We start from the raw sequence: 13684 nt of genomic DNA on the forward strand, positions 1-13684 counted from the left end.
TCAGGCCGCCGCCGTGATCGCGACCGCGCGGAACGAGATCCCGTGCCGCTTCTGGCCGTTGAACTCGTTCTCCCAGTCCCGCGCCTTCAGCCCGACGACCCGGACCGGCATGCCCGGCATCAGGCCCTCCGGGATACCCGTCTCGGGGACGGTCACCTGGTAGAGGTTGCCCTCACCCTCGTCCGAGACCAGCAGGCCCACGGTCGACAGGCCTGCACCGGTCTCCCGGTCCAAGGCCCGCTCCCCGGTCTTCTTGTTCGCCATCTTCGGTTCCGGCGCCGTCGCCACGAACACCACGGCGGTCGAGAGGTCGATCTTGAAGGACGGCATCAGTACTCCCAGCGTTGATGTCGGAGCAGCCCGATAGGGCCGCGTAATGCCCGCTGTCCTAGGACTGCGAATCGCTGAGAGAGATAGTGCACCGCAGTCCTAGGACTGTCAACAGTCCTAGGACTATGTTTCACTGGACCTTGTCGAGAGGGGTTCGAGATGGCGCCCAAGTGGCGGGAGCTGGCAGACAAGCTGGCCGAGCAGATCAGAAGGGGTGATTACGCCCCCGGCCAGCGACTGCCGCACATCAGAGAGCTTGTCGAGGCAGGCGAAGGCTCCAAGGCCACCGTGCATGCCGCCTACAAGGCGCTGGAAGCCGAAGGTCTGGTCACCTCGTCGCGCGGCCACGGCACGGTCGTGCGCCAGCAAGTCCCCCTCAAGCGCTTGGGCATCGCCCGGTACGACAAGGCCAAGTGGCGGGACGGCGACGAGGTCGCCTTCATCGCGGACCGCGTGGCTTCGGGGCGGGGGTACCGCCGGAACGAGCAGACCCAGACGGTCAGTCGCGTCGTGGCGCCACCGGAGGCGGCAGCCGCACACGGGCTACCGGAAGGCGCCGAGGTCTACGCCCGCGCGCGACTAGTCAAGGAAGGGGACCAGCCGACCCACACGCTGACCAGCTACTACCGGCCCGAGCACGTGGAAGGTACGCGACTGGTGGACCCCACGCCGGGGCCCGCCGGCCGCGGCGGTGGATTTCGCGTGCTGTACGACGCGGGTTACGAGATCGATCACATGAAGGAGCGACTGTTCGCCCGTGCCGCCACACCGGACGAGGTGAAGCAGCTCCAGCTGCCGCCGGGCGAACCGGTCGTCGAGCTGCATCGGACGACCTACACGGCCGACGGCACCGTCGTGGAGTTCGCCATCGGGGTACACGCGGCATCGCGCTTCGCATGGGAGTACGACTTCAAGGTGCCCGACTCGGCGAAGGACAGGGAAGGTCAGCAGTGATCTCGACGCAGGATTGGGCAGACGCCCGGCGCGTGTGGGAGTACCACCAGATGGGCCACTCACCTCGGCCGTGCTCGGTTGCCATCGGACTCGGCAGCCACGACCTGGGCGTGGCCGACACGGCAGTGGACCTGTACAAGCGCGGCATGGCCCCGCTGCTCCTGTTCACCGGTGCCACCAGCCCTACGACGCGGGAGCGCATGCCCCGCGGTGAAGCCGTCCACTACCGGGAACGGGCACTGGAGCTCGGCGTCCCCAGTACGGCCGTTCTCGTGGAGCCGCGAGCCCGCAACACGGGCGAGAACATCCGCTTCTCGCGAGAGCTGTTGGAAGAGAGGGGGATCGAGGTGTCCTCGGTACTCCTGATCAGCAAGCCGTATGAGGAGCGGCGGGCGTATGCCACCGCGCGCAAGCTCTGGCCCGAAGTCGAGGTCGTCAGCGCTTCCACTCCTATGACGCTCGACCAGTACGTCGACTCCATCGGTGACGCCCGTCTGGTGATCGACATGCTGGTCGGTGCGCTTCAACGACTGATGATCTACCCCGAGCAGGGATTCATGATCAGCCAACCGGTACCCGCCGACGTGCGCGAGGCATACGAGCGCCTGCGCCAAGCCGGATTCACGAGCCGACTCCTGACCACCGACGCGCCTTCGGCTTGACCCGGGCAAGAGCAAGAGCTGTTACAGGTTTCTCTACCTCATCAAGCCCCGGCTGCGCTCCGCTCCGCCGGGCGCGCTCCCGGCTCCGCTGCGCGCTGCGCTCCTGCCTTCGGCCCGCTCCGCGCACGCTGCGCCAACGCGCGCCCACGTGTGGGTAGGGCCGGTGGCCATGAGTCGATCACCGCAGAGTGCGGCTACGGTCAAGACAGTGCCTCCGGCGGGGGATCGGCCGGCACCGGGATGGAGGGGGCGCCGCTTCCGGCTGCGGGTCCGTTGTGGCGTGCGCGGGGGCTCCCATCCCGTCCACCGTCGACCCAGGCGAAGCCGAGCAGACGCGGCCCATGGCGTCCAGGTCGTTCGTACAGTGGCGCGCTCCACCTGGACGCCATGGACCACGCCTGCTCCACGGTGTGTGGGTCGACGGCGGACGGGATGGGAGCTGGGGAGAGTGGTGGGTTGAGGTCTGCGCGGAGGTGACGGGCAAAACTCCTGGTGAGCGCGGGACACACTCCGAACAATGAGGGCATGACGTTGACGATTTGGGTCGATGACTGGCAGATCCAGTGCTGCGGGGAGAGCTTCGCGCCGGGAGATGTCGTCTCGTGGCACCTGCTGGAGGTCGACCCCGAGGACTACGCCGACCTTGTTGGTAGCGATCGTGCTGCAGAGATCGACTTTTGTGAGGAGCATCATGGCCGGGAAGGTGAGCACGCTCCGACCCGGTTGAGGGTGCTGACTATCGCAGAAGTGCACTGCCGGTACGAAGTCCCCTCAGGCAGCACGTCGAACGTGCGGCATCCGGTGCCAGGCACAGCGGAAGTGGTGCCGGTCCAAGAAGCTGACGGATGGGCTGCGACTCGCCCGCACGTCGAGTTCGCTGGATACCTGGTGACGGCCGAGCGGACCGAACTGTCAAGGGCGCCTAGGTCGTCTGACATCAGCGGCTGACACCAACACGGGCGTACGTCGCCGATCAACGCCGAACCCTAGCGGCAGCAGGACCAGGGTTGAGGGATGCTCATCAGGGTCGAGAGGTCCACTCGATCGACCTGATAAGGATGAGGCCACAGGTTCAAATCCTGTTAGCCCCACCAGCACGAAGACCCCCGGTCGATCAGGACCGGGGGTCTTCGGCGTTCACGGCCGGCATCAGCCGTCCGGGACCGTACCGGCGCGGTCGGCGGGGCCGAGGGGGAGCCGGAGGCTCAAGCCGGGACGGGGCACCGCCGGGCGCCTCTCCCGGGCCGGCTGCGGGAACCGGGGGCCCAGGAGCGGGGAACGGGCTTCACGACGCCCCCGGCGGGGATCGGCCGACCCCGACGTGTCCGGGACCGGCCCCAGGGGCCGGGACGGCGAGCGCGCCGGCGGGGCGTCCGGCACGGCGAAGGCCCGGCGGCTCTGTCGAGCGGCCGGGCCTTCGGGGTCTGTGGGCGGTGCTGTACGCAAGTTCGCCGTGACGAGGTGATGACGGGGGAGAAGGGGCGAAGGGGTGAAGGGGCCGCGCGCTGTCGGCGCCCCCCGCCGTCAGCGCTGCAGGGGTGCGGCGTGCGTGGGGGAGCCGGACGTGTCCGACGCGTCCGACGGGCCGGACGGGGGTGCCGCGGGGTCGCACGGGGCGGTGTCCGGGGCGGCGGCCTCGGTCACGTCCGCCGGGGAGCGGTGGCGGCAGCTGGGGGAGGTGCCGTGGGCCTCGGCGTGGATGCGCTGTTTCATCGTGGGGGGCAGGGCCCTGGCACGTGACCAGGACCAGAGGGGCGTCGCCGGAGCCGTCATGCGCGGGGTGCTGTCGCTGTTGCGGGCCGTCCCGGTCTGCGGTACGGCCGCGGAGGCCGACGTGGTGATCAGTCCGAGCGCGGTGCACAGCGCGAGGAAGGCGGTGACGATGGCGGTCCACAGCTTCATGACCTTGGTGCGGGCCATGGCCCCTCACTTTCGGGTTGGGCGATTTGCGTACTTTCCTCATGATGTGTATGGAGGGCGGGAAGTGGTGGACCGACGCCCATGGCGCGTCGATGTTCAGATGAACACCACTCGGATGGGTGTAAACCGGAAGAAAAGTGATGAGGCGGGAGGAGGAGGGTCATAGTCGCCCTCCGTCGCGAGGTGATCACCCTCCGGTCGGGGCGGCACGTTCCGTTCCCGCCGCGGTCCGCCGGACGGGAGGTGAGGGCCGACGCAGGTCACCGATCGATATCGGTCGGTGTGTATAGTCGGGCGCCAGAGGTCCCCTACGTCAAGGAAAGACGAGGTCGCGCGGTGAAGAAGCTTCTCCTGGTCGCACTGGCCGCCATCGGCGGACTCCTCGTGTACCGCCAGATCCAGGCGGATCGCGCCGAGCAGGATCTGTGGACGGAGGCGACCGACTCCGTGCCCACGGGTTCGTGAGTAACCAGATCCGATTCTGAGCAGACCCCGGCCGCGTCGCGGTCGGGGTTTCGTGTGTCACGGGGCAGAAGGCGCGGGCCGTACGGGCACGGCGCGTCCGGGCGGGGGACGGTCCGGGCGTGTCGGGCGGTCGCACGGATCACGGCGATGACGGGGACGGGGCGGCCTCCGGCGGGGCAGGATGGGCCACGGTTCGACGGTCCGGACGGCGGCGAGGGGTGGCGCGTGGGAGGACGGCGGTGTACGGCGTGGTGGCGCGTGGGGACATGGCGCGGCCGTGCGCCGGTGGCCGTGCGTCTGGGGGCCGTGGCCGCGCTGCTGGGCGCGGTCGCCGGACTGCCCGCGCAGGGTGCCCGGGCCGCCGGAGCGGCCGTGGCGTCGGCGGCGCCGGCCTCCTACGCCTTCGCCGAGGACGCCGAGCGGATCGACGGCGCGGACAGCACCGCGGGTGCCGTGCGGCTGGAGCCCGGCACGGTCTACCGAAGCTCCCTCCCGAGGAGCGGCAAGGCCTTCTACCGCCTCGAACTCGACGGCACCACCAACGCGTACGTCTCCGCCACCGCCGTCCCGCCCCCCGGCAGCGCGGTCTCCGCCATCGACGGCATCAGGGTGTCCGTACGGAACGACGACGGCCGTTCCTGCTCCCCCCTCGCGACCGAGCGGTTCGGCGCCGACGGCAGTCCGCGCCCGGTCACGGCGTGGGGTGCGCGGGAGATCTCGCCCGCCAGGAGCCTGTGCCAGCGGGCCGGTACGTACTACGTGTCCGTCGAGCGCGTCGGACGCGCCGGTGAGGGTCCCGCGCCGCAGGCCTGGGACCTGGAACTCGCCGCCGTGACCGAGCCGCGCCTGGAGAGGGCCGGCGCGTCCGCCGCACCCGAGGCGTGGAACTCCGCCTCGCCCCGGCCCTTGAGCGGCGAGGCGGGACGCCGCCGGGGCGGCGCGGGCTTCTCCCGGGCGACCCCCCTCGGCCAGGGGATCTGGCAGGACGACATCCGCCCCGGCCGGACGCTCTTCTACAAGGTGCCGGTCGACTGGGGCCAGCAGCTGTACGTCACCGCCGAGTTGAGCGGCCCGGGGCCGGACGCCACCGGGTTCGTCGCCGGCGCCCTGGACCTCTCCCTCCACAACCCCGCACGCGGGCGTGTCGAGGACGTGGACATCGGCTACGACGGCAGGCAGAAGTCGGGCAGCCTCCCTCCCCTGCCGCCGGCCGGGTACGCCAACCGTTACGCCGCCGCCGGCAAGGTCCGCGCGATGCGGTTCGCCGGCTCCTACTACCTCGTCGCCCACCTCGCGCAGAAGGTGGCCGGCACCTTCGGGGACGGGCCGCTCGAGCTGACGCTGCGCGTGCGGGTGAGCGGCACGCCGCAGGCCGGGCCCGGATACGCGGGGGAGTCCGTGCCGCGGGACGTCTTCGAGGTCACCGGACGGGACCGGGAGGCGGCGGCCGAGGGCGCGTCCGCCGGGAGCGACACCGCGATGAGGGCGCTCGCCTTCGGCGGCATCGGCACCGGGAGCGTGCTGCTCGTGGGGCTCGGGGTGTGGACGGCGGTGGCCCGGCGCGGGGCCTCGTCGTGAGGTCCGCTGCCGCGCGGGGCCGGCGTCCGGTGGTTCCGGTGCCGGCGGCTCCGGTGCCGGCGGTTCAGAGACGGGTCAGCGCCCAGAAGCCCACGGCGTAGCAGGCCAGGGCCAGCAGCAGCACCGGGACCGCCACCCTGGCCGGCGGGCCGGGGCGGCGCCGGCGCCGGTCCGCGCGGTGCCGCGCGACCGCCTGCGCGGGGGGCGGCACCCGCGGAACCTGGGCGGTGTACGAAGCGGTGGAGGCGTCGGCGCGCCGCTGCGGCGCCGGGTACGGGGCCTGGCCGGGGTGGGCCGGCGGATACGGATGCCGGTGCGGTTCGGGGGAGCGCAGGTGATGGGTGGGGTCGAAGGGGGAGGCGGGGGCGGGGTGGTGCTCCGCGTTTCGCGAGGGCTGGGGCTGGGACGGGGGCGGGGGTTGCGAGGGGGCCTGGTGTGCCGGTGGCGGCGGCAGGTGGAAGCTGCCGGTGTCCGACATGGCGGACGGCGGGGGCACGGGGACGGGCGGTGTGGCCGACGGGCCGGTGCCGGAGGCGGGGCCCTGCGCGGACACCGGCGCGTCCGCCCCCGCCGACGGCCCCGAGTCCTTTGCGCCCGTGCTGGACGGGGACGGCACGGGCTCCTCGCCGACCCGGGAGGGTATGTCCTCGGCCGGGCTTTTCGGGGGCGGGGAGGACACGGAGACGTCGGACACCTGCGAACCGTCGGATGCCGACGAGGCACCGGACACCTGCGAACCGTCGGATGCCGACGAGGCACCGGACACCTGTGGGACCGCGGAGGCAGCCGATGCCCGCGTAGCCCCGGAACCGGTTCCGGCTCCGGCGGAAGCCGCTCTCGGGTCCAGTCCCCGCGCCGGCTTCAGCGGGCCCTCGGGGCCGAACCCCGGTGGAAGCGGTCCGAGTTGGTCGAAGATCTCGATCAGCTCGTCGTCGGGGCCGGGCTCCGGCAGGAGTTCCGCGGCCGCGGCGAGCGCCTTGCGCGCCCCCGTCGCCGTGCGGAACCGCGCCTGCGGGTCCGGCTGCAGCAGCGAGGCCACGACCTGCCACAGCGGCTCGGGAACGCCCTTGGGCGCCCCTGGTGTCCCGTGCTCGGCGAAGTGCTGGACGAGTGCCTTGCTGTCCGGCTTGGCGCCCTCCAGCAGGTACAGCGCGACCAGCCCCACGGCGAACAGGTCGGCGGGGAAGTCCGGCTCCGCGCCCATCATCTGCTCGGGCGCGAGGTAGCCCGGTGTCCCCACCACGAGGTTGGTCTCCGTCAGGCGGGGCTCGCCCAGCCGCATCGCGATGCCGAAGTCGGACAGCCGCAGCCGCGGCCGGCCCGTACCGGTGGCCTCCAGCAGCACGTTGGCGGGCTTGACGTCGCGGTGCACGACGCCCTCCGCGTGCACCGCGGCCAGCCCCGACAGGAGCTGGTCGAGCAGGGTGCAGACGAAGGCCGGCGGCAGGGGGCCGTAGTCCCCCACCAGGTGCACCAGCGAGCCGCCTCTGACCAGGTCCATGGTGAACAGGACCTTGTCGTCGTCGGCGGCCCAGCTGGTGGGGGCGAGCACATGGGGGTGGTCGATGCGCAGGGCCTGTTCGCGGACGAAGCGCAGCAGCGAGTGGGCGTCGCTCTGCAGCAGGACCTTGGCGGCCACGTAGCGGCGGCGGCGGTGGTCCCAGGTGCGCCAGACGGCGCCGACGCCTCCGCGTCCGATCGGGTCGACCAGTTCGTACCGGCCGGCGAAGACCTCACCCATGGCTGTGCGTCGCTCCTCCCCCTGCGGTCCCCCCGTTGCTTCCCCCGGACGAGCGGGACGACTCCCCTCGCGCCTCCCCGACGCCGATCCGTCCCGGGTGCCGGACGCCTCCCCCGGCGTCGGTCCGCCCCGGTGCCCGGGTACTCCCCCTCGTGTCCGCCCCCGGACGGCGGCGCGGTTCCCGCACGTCACGTCCGCACCCGGCGGCCGGGCCCCCTCCGGCGACCGGGTGGTGCGATCAGTTCTGGTGGGACTGGTAGTGCGCGACGGCGTCCGAGGTGCGGCCGGCGCCGTACACCCGGAGGAACTCCGCCAGTTCGGGGTGGGTGGGGGCGAGGGTGTCCGCGGCCTCGATGATGTCGCCCGCGGCCGCCACCGAGCGCAGCAGCGACTGGATCTCGCGGACCACCCGCTTGACGGTGGGGGCGCCCGAACTGCTCGTCGTGTGCGTGGTGTTGCTGAGCACCGAGCCCCCCTGCGACTTCTTGATCTCCTCCATGCGCTCGGTCGCCTCGGCGGCGCTGACGCTGCCGTCCGCGACCTGCGCGGCCAGGTCCTGCAGCAGCTGCACCCGCTGCACCACGGCCGGATTGCCGATCTTCGCCCGCTGGCCGCTCATCAGCTGCGACAGCATCGGTGCGGACAGCCCCAGCACCCCCGCGAGACGAGCCTGGTTGAGACCGAGGTCGTCTATGAGCTTACGGAACAGCGCCCCCAACGGCTCCCCGTACCAGTTCCGCTGCAGTTCCCGCGCTCTTGCGGTGGCTTCCTGCTGTGCGGCGTCCATTGCGTCTCCCCATCGCTTCCCCGAGTACGGTGGTTCGCTGTAGCGAACCACGCGGAGCATCTTACGGAGAGTGGTCGGTGACCGGGACCCCCAATCTTTTTGCGGAATCCCGGGGGTGACCCGGTACTCTGTTCTCCGGCGCCCGCCGGGATGCGGCTCTTCCGGGCGGACGTTCCTCTCCCGGGGCCTTAGCTCAGTTGGTAGAGCGCTGTCTTTGCATGGCAGATGTCAGGGGTTCGACTCCCCTAGGCTCCACCCAATGTGACCCCTTCACCTGCGGAAACGTGGCTGGAGGGGTCTTTTGCGCCGCTGTCCGCACCGGTCACGCAAAGGTGCCGGGGCCCCCGATGCCGCGCTCCAGATCCGCGACGAGGCGGCTGATGCGTTCCTCGTCGCGGCGGTAGTGGGTCCACTTGCCGACGCGGGTGGAGCGGACCAGGCCCGCGCGTTCGAGCGTGGCCATGTAGGCGGAGACGGTGGACTGGGCGAGGCCCGTCTTGGCCTGGATGTGGCTGACGCAGACGCCCACGGCACGCGGGTCGGTGACGGCCGCGTCGACGGGGAAGTGGAGCTCGGGCTCGCGCAGCCACTGGAGCACCTGGAGCCGTACGGGGTTGGCGAGTGCCTTGAGGGGGTCGAGCAGGGGCTCGAGCCCGTCGGCCGCGGGCCTGTCCTGTGTCGTCATGGGCCGGCCTTCCGGGGCGTATGCGGTTCCGGTGCTGGTCCATCGAGGATAGGCGATGTATCCGACCGGGCCGGGGGAAGGCGCCCGGACGCCGTCCGGCGACCCCGGCGACCTCGGCGACCTTGGTGGCCCCGGCGGCCCCGCCCCGGAATCCCTCCTCCGGGGGCGTTTCACGTGAAACGGCACGGTGACCGGGCACGCGCCGCACGGCGGGCCGGGAGACTTCGGTCTCCCGTCCCGCCGTGCGGTGGTGAGGAAGCGGCCGTCAGGGGCGCTCGTCGCGCTTGGCGGCCTCCTCCTCGGCCTCCTTCGCCTCGACCTCGGGGTCCAGCCCGGCCTGGCCGCTGCCGTCCACGGACGACAGCTGGCCGGACTCCGGCACCTCCGTCGCCGCCGGCGGCTCGACCAGCCAGTCGGGGTTGGCCTGCTTGTCCCACCACTTCCAGGCGGCGACGGCGCCACCCGCGACGAGGCCGAGCACCAGCAGCTTCTTCGTGGTCCGGCCGGCCTTCGCCCGCCGCTCGTGCTTGCGGACCAGCTTCTGGATCTCCTTCGGCGTGACCTGGCCGCGCAGCGCGGCCAGCGCGGCCACGCTCCGTGCGGTGGCCTCGTCCCTGACGGGACCGGCCGCGGCCACCGCCTGCTCCAGCTTCGGCTTGGAGTACTCGGCCGCCAGCCGGGCGGCCTTGCGGGTGCGGACGGCGGCTTCCTGGGCGGCCTGGTCGACCTTCGGCGGCACGTGCGCCCGTGCCTGTTCCAGGTAAGGCTGCACATGGGTGCCGTACTGGACGCGGGCCTGCCCGGCGGCCTGCGTCACCATGGGCGCCAGCCGTACGCGTGCCTCGTGCGCGTAGTGCGCGGCCCTTTCCTTGGCCGTGTCGGCGTAGGGCGCCACCACTTCCGCGGCGTGCAGCACGCTGTCCTTCGCCGAACCGGTCGCGGCGCGCACGCTGTCGATGCGGGTCACGGGTTCCTCCTCCTCGGTGGCGTACGGTATTTCGACTTTCCACCCTTTTACGGATCATGCCTGCCGGTACACCACCCGGCATGTACGGGCGGGCATCCGGGTCACGGAATCCGGCCCCGGAACCTCCTCGACCGCATGCGGATCAGGAGCCGGGGGAGAGCGGATCGTGTACGAGAGCGGATGAATACGTGGCAACGGGAACTTGTCGTCGACAATGCCACGGATCGACGCCCGGCGCTCCCGTCCGGGCCCGCTCGACCGGTTGTGCGCACCCGTCCGGCCCGGTTGTGCGCAGGTGAACGGAGGCCGGGCGACGCGGGGGCCGGTCCGTGCGAGGATCAGGGAGTCACGGAAAGACAACGGAAGGCAGATCGTGGCTGAGCAGCTCTACGCCACCCTGAAGACCAACCACGGCGACATCGAGGTCCGGCTCTTCCCGGACCACGCGCCGATCACGGTCAAGAACTTCGTCGAGCTCGCCAAGGGCGAGCGGGAGTGGACCCACCCGGCGACCGGCCAGAAGTCCACCGACAAGCTCTACGACGGTACGGTCTTCCACCGGGTGATCAGCGGCTTCATGATCCAGGGCGGTGACCCGCTGGGCAACGGCACCGGCGGTCCCGGCTACCAGTTCGAGGACGAGTTCCACCCGGACCTGCGCTTCGACAAGCCCTACCTGCTGGCGATGGCCAACGCCGGCCCCGGCACGAACGGCTCGCAGTTCTTCATCACCGTCTCCCCGACGGCGTGGTTGAACCGCAAGCACACCATTTTCGGTGAGGTCACCGACGCGGCCAGCCAGAAGGTCGTGGACTCGATCGCGAGCACCCAGACCAACCCGCGCACCGACCGCCCGGTCAACGACGTCGTCATCGAGACGGTCGAGATCGAGACCCGGAAGGGCTGAGCGACGACCCACCGGGCCGAGCGCGACAACCCGCAGAGGGAACCAAACGCCCCGCTCGTCCGTAAGGATGGGCGGGGCGGTGCGTTTCCCGTGTACGGTGCCCGCGCGTTGCACGCGGCGCCCCGCCCACCACGACCGAGGGGATCCCATGGACGACCAGGCTGCCGGCAGCCCGCAGAACGCCCACAGCGTCCCCGCCTGCTACCGCCACCCGGACCGCGAGACGGGCGTCCGCTGCACCCGCTGCGAGCGGCCGATCTGCCCCGAGTGCATGGTCGACGCCTCCGTCGGCTTCCAGTGCCCTGAATGTGTCCGCGGCGGCACCGGGCACGCGCCGGGTGCCGCCGTGCCCCGCACCCTCGCAGGCGGTGCCGTCACCGCCGATCCCCGTCTGGTGACCAAGATCCTCCTGGTGGTCAACCTGGCGGTGTTCATCGCCGTTCAGGTCCAGCGCCCGCTTCTGGGCGACCTCTACCTCGTCAGCGCGTGGCCGCCGGCGCCCTTCATGCCCACCGAGGGCGTCGCGGGGGGCGAGTGGTACCGCATGGTGACCTCGGTGTTCACGCACGACGCGCCCTGGCACATCGGGTTCAACATGCTGAGCCTGTGGTGGCTCGGCGGTCCCCTCGAAGCGGTTCTGGGCCGGGCCCGCTATCTCGCGCTCTACCTCGTCTCCGGCCTGGCGGGCAGCGCGCTGGCCTATCTGCTGGCCTCTCCGACGACGGCCACGCTGGGGGCCTCCGGTGCCATCTTCGGCCTGTTCGGCGCCACCGCCGTGCTGGTGCGACGGCTCAACGACGACATGCGGCCGATCATCGCGCTGCTGGTGATCAACCTGGTCTTCACCTTCAGCCCGGGCTTCAACATCTCCTGGCAGGCCCACATCGGCGGTCTCGTCGCCGGCGTCGTCGTCGGCTACGCGATGGTCCACGCCCCGCGCGAGCGGCGGGCACTGATCCAGTACGGCACCTGCGCCCTGGTCCTGGCCGTGATCGTCCTCGTGACCGTGGTGAGAACGGCTCAGCTCACCTGAGCACCCGGTTGTCCACAGCGTGTGCCGGATCTGGTGCACACGGTGTCGGAACCGGTGTGCCCCTCGTCACTGAGCCGTATTGGTGCAGGTCAGAGCAGGGGGCGAACATATTTTCGATTGCCCGGGTCTCCGTCGTGCCGGTGTCGGCGGCCGATGGTTATCCACAGATCATCATTTCTTTTCCCCATGTGGAAAACTGCTGTGGATAACCCGGTGCGCAGCTCTGGGCAAAGCTGCGTTCACCTCGGGGCGAGCCCTACTTCCACTGGGTGGAGACGCCGAACCCGGCGGCGATGAAGCCGAAGCCCACCACGATGTTCCAGTTGCCCAGCGCGTCGACGGGCAGCGAGCCGTCGGTGACGTAGAACACGACGATCCATGCCAGGCCGATGAGGAACAGGGCCAGCATGACGGGCGCGACCCAGGCGCGGCTGTTCAGCTTCAGGGCGGTCGCCTGCTTCGCCGCGGGCGGCGTGTAGTCGGCCTTCTTGCGGATACGTGACTTCGGCACGAGGGTCTCTCCTGTCGATGCGCTGCGTGACCGCGCAGGGAACTGGGTCGGGCTCGGGGCAGCGTACAAGGGGACTCTTAGTGCTCCCCCGGGCGTCCGTTAGCGTAGTGCTTCCGTGGCGCCGAAGGAGATAAGGGTACGTTGAGCAATTCTGCCGACTTCCCCGGGACGGGTTCCACCCCTGCCCGCCGACGCCGTGTCCGGCCCGTGCGGGTGCTCACCGCGGGCGTCTTCGCCCTCGCCGGCCTCCTCTTCTTCACCAGCTTCAACACGGCCAGGGGCACCGACATCCGCACGGACGCCTCCTTGCTGAAGCTGTCCGACCTCATCCACGAGCGCAGCCGCGAGAACGGCGAGCTGGAGGAGTCCAACGCGGCCCTGCGCGAGGACGTCGAGACGCTCGCCGAACGCGACGACGGCAGCACCAAGGCCGAGGACGACCGGCTCGCGGACCTGGAGAAGCGCGCGGGCACGCAGAAGCTGACGGGCGAGGCCATCACGGTCACGCTCGACGACGCCCCGCCCGACGCCACCGCCAGGCTCCCCGGCTATCCCGAGCCGCAGCCCGACTACCTCGTCATCCACCAGCAGGACCTCCAGGCCGTGGTCAACGCGCTGTGGCAGGGCGGCGCCCAGGGCATCAAGGTCATGGACCAGCGGCTGATCTCCACCAGCGCGGTGCGCTGCGTGGGCAACACCCTCATCCTGCAGGGCCGCGTCTACTCGCCGCCGTACAAGATCACGGCGGTCGGCGATCCCGGGAAGCTCAGGCGGGCGCTCACGGCCTCGCCGGCGATCCAGAACTACATGGTGTACGTCAACGTCTACGGGCTCGGCTGGAAGGTCGAGGACAACGGGACGGTGACGCTGCCGGGCTACTCGGGCACGGTCGACCTGCACCACGCGAAGCCCGCCGAGTAGCACGTCCGGCCGCACGCCGGCAGGCCCTGCCTCGTGTGATCGAGATGATCGGCCCCGTGCCGCGTAAGTCGGGGTGTACGCGTCCGGGCCGCTCCGCGACGCCGGCCGGGTGCGGACCGGAACGGGGACACGGTCACCGGCCGGGCGTCCGCCCGGCTTACCCGATCGCTGGCCGTGCCCGTGTTGTACGCCTCCGCCCTGCGGCTGCTGCGGCGGGTGCCCG

Annotated in this window: 15 protein-coding genes and 1 tRNA gene; 9 read left to right on the top strand and 7 right to left on the bottom strand. The window is 71.2% G+C overall.

All coding sequences use genetic code 11. The features are described from left to right. Complete coding sequence (locus tag AB0L29_RS24305) at window positions 1-330, bottom strand: hypothetical protein (protein WP_365829857.1); 330 nt, start codon at window positions 328-330, stop codon at window positions 1-3. 159 nt (window positions 331-489) lie between these two features. Between AB0L29_RS24305 and AB0L29_RS24310 the strand changes: the two genes are divergently transcribed. The 3 genes from AB0L29_RS24310 (at window position 490) to AB0L29_RS24320 (ending at window position 2894) form a co-directional block, all read left to right on the top strand. After that, the gene (locus AB0L29_RS24310; RefSeq protein WP_365829858.1) at window positions 490-1284 is read left to right on the top strand and encodes a GntR family transcriptional regulator; all 795 of its coding nucleotides are present in this window, start codon (window positions 490-492) and stop codon (window positions 1282-1284) included. Beyond that, window positions 1281-1946 carry a YdcF family protein gene (locus AB0L29_RS24315; protein WP_365829859.1) on the top strand — a complete coding sequence of 222 codons (666 nt, stop codon included), beginning with the start codon at window positions 1281-1283 and terminating at the stop codon, window positions 1944-1946. The genes AB0L29_RS24310 and AB0L29_RS24315 overlap by 4 nt, the downstream gene beginning before the upstream one ends. Window positions 1947-2471: 525 nt before the next feature. After that, window positions 2472-2894: a DUF6578 domain-containing protein gene (locus tag AB0L29_RS24320; RefSeq protein ID WP_365829860.1), complete on the top strand. Its 423-nt coding sequence runs from the start codon at window positions 2472-2474 to the stop codon at window positions 2892-2894. 576 nt (window positions 2895-3470) lie between these two features. Here the strand turns inward: AB0L29_RS24320 and AB0L29_RS24325 are convergent. Then, window positions 3471-3866: a DUF6344 domain-containing protein gene (locus AB0L29_RS24325; RefSeq protein WP_365829861.1), complete on the bottom strand. Its 396-nt coding sequence runs from the start codon at window positions 3864-3866 to the stop codon at window positions 3471-3473. Window positions 3867-4202: 336 nt separating this feature from the next. Between AB0L29_RS24325 and AB0L29_RS24330 the strand changes: the two genes are divergently transcribed. Then, window positions 4203-4331: a DLW-39 family protein gene (locus tag AB0L29_RS24330; protein ID WP_003999697.1), complete on the top strand. Its 129-nt coding sequence runs from the start codon at window positions 4203-4205 to the stop codon at window positions 4329-4331. A 285-nt stretch (window positions 4332-4616) separates the two neighbouring features. Next, window positions 4617-5909: a hypothetical protein gene (locus AB0L29_RS24335; RefSeq protein WP_365829862.1), complete on the top strand. Its 1293-nt coding sequence runs from the start codon at window positions 4617-4619 to the stop codon at window positions 5907-5909. A gap of 64 nt (window positions 5910-5973) precedes the next feature. On the opposite strand, the gene AB0L29_RS24340 is transcribed toward AB0L29_RS24335, so the two are convergent. Beyond that, window positions 5974-7650 carry a protein kinase gene (locus AB0L29_RS24340; RefSeq protein ID WP_365829863.1) on the bottom strand — a complete coding sequence of 559 codons (1677 nt, stop codon included), beginning with the start codon at window positions 7648-7650 and terminating at the stop codon, window positions 5974-5976. Between the two features lie 238 nt (window positions 7651-7888). Beyond that, on the bottom strand, window positions 7889-8437 hold the full coding sequence (locus tag AB0L29_RS24345; RefSeq protein WP_365829864.1) for a DNA-binding protein: 549 nt from the start codon (window positions 8435-8437) through the stop codon (window positions 7889-7891). Between the two features lie 182 nt (window positions 8438-8619). Here AB0L29_RS24345 and AB0L29_RS24350 point away from each other — a divergent pair. After that, window positions 8620-8692: transfer RNA gene (locus AB0L29_RS24350), tRNA-Ala, on the top strand. A gap of 67 nt (window positions 8693-8759) precedes the next feature. Here the strand turns inward: AB0L29_RS24350 and AB0L29_RS24355 are convergent. Both AB0L29_RS24355 and AB0L29_RS24360 read right to left on the bottom strand, forming a co-directional pair. After that, window positions 8760-9122: a metalloregulator ArsR/SmtB family transcription factor gene (locus AB0L29_RS24355; protein ID WP_365829865.1), complete on the bottom strand. Its 363-nt coding sequence runs from the start codon at window positions 9120-9122 to the stop codon at window positions 8760-8762. 265 nt (window positions 9123-9387) lie between these two features. Beyond that, on the bottom strand, window positions 9388-10089 hold the full coding sequence (locus tag AB0L29_RS24360) for a DUF5324 family protein (protein WP_365829866.1): 702 nt from the start codon (window positions 10087-10089) through the stop codon (window positions 9388-9390). Window positions 10090-10462: 373 nt separating this feature from the next. Between AB0L29_RS24360 and AB0L29_RS24365 the strand changes: the two genes are divergently transcribed. Beyond that, window positions 10463-10996, top strand: coding sequence for a peptidylprolyl isomerase (locus AB0L29_RS24365; protein WP_365829867.1), 534 nt, complete (start codon window positions 10463-10465; stop codon window positions 10994-10996). A gap of 148 nt (window positions 10997-11144) precedes the next feature. After that, a complete protein-coding gene (locus AB0L29_RS24370; protein WP_365829868.1) occupies window positions 11145-12029 on the top strand; it encodes a rhomboid family intramembrane serine protease in 885 nt (294 codons plus the stop codon). 256 nt (window positions 12030-12285) lie between these two features. Here AB0L29_RS24370 and crgA read toward each other — a convergent pair whose 3' ends face one another. Continuing rightward, window positions 12286-12540 (bottom strand): cell division protein CrgA, encoded by a 255-nt coding sequence (gene crgA, locus AB0L29_RS24375; protein ID WP_365829869.1) that lies wholly within the window; start codon window positions 12538-12540, stop codon window positions 12286-12288. Window positions 12541-12681: 141 nt separating this feature from the next. Here crgA and AB0L29_RS24380 point away from each other — a divergent pair, with 141 nt between their 5' ends. Next, window positions 12682-13461, top strand: a complete 780-nt coding sequence (locus AB0L29_RS24380; protein WP_365829870.1) for a DUF881 domain-containing protein — start codon at window positions 12682-12684, stop codon at window positions 13459-13461. The last annotated feature ends 223 nt before the right edge of the window (window positions 13462-13684 follow it).

This window comes from Streptomyces sp. NPDC052701 (assembly GCF_040678355.1).
Taxonomy (GTDB): domain Bacteria; phylum Actinomycetota; class Actinomycetes; order Streptomycetales; family Streptomycetaceae; genus Streptomyces.

Bases quoted from the DNA above. Each gene is read 5' to 3' on its own strand.
- AB0L29_RS24340 (WP_365829863.1), bottom strand. From the start codon at position 7,650: ATGGGTGAGGTCTTCGCCGGCCGGTACGAACTGGTCGACCCGATCGGA.
- AB0L29_RS24305 (WP_365829857.1), bottom strand. From the start codon at position 330: ATGCCGTCCTTCAAGATCGACCTCTCGACCGCCGTGGTGTTCGTGGCG.
- AB0L29_RS24310 (WP_365829858.1), top strand. From the start codon at position 490: ATGGCGCCCAAGTGGCGGGAGCTGGCAGACAAGCTGGCCGAGCAGATC.
- AB0L29_RS24325 (WP_365829861.1), bottom strand. From the start codon at position 3,866: ATGGCCCGCACCAAGGTCATGAAGCTGTGGACCGCCATCGTCACCGCC.
- AB0L29_RS24320 (WP_365829860.1), top strand. From the start codon at position 2,472: ATGACGTTGACGATTTGGGTCGATGACTGGCAGATCCAGTGCTGCGGG.
- AB0L29_RS24370 (WP_365829868.1), top strand. From the start codon at position 11,145: ATGGACGACCAGGCTGCCGGCAGCCCGCAGAACGCCCACAGCGTCCCC.
- AB0L29_RS24345 (WP_365829864.1), bottom strand. From the start codon at position 8,437: ATGGACGCCGCACAGCAGGAAGCCACCGCAAGAGCGCGGGAACTGCAG.
- AB0L29_RS24355 (WP_365829865.1), bottom strand. From the start codon at position 9,122: ATGACGACACAGGACAGGCCCGCGGCCGACGGGCTCGAGCCCCTGCTC.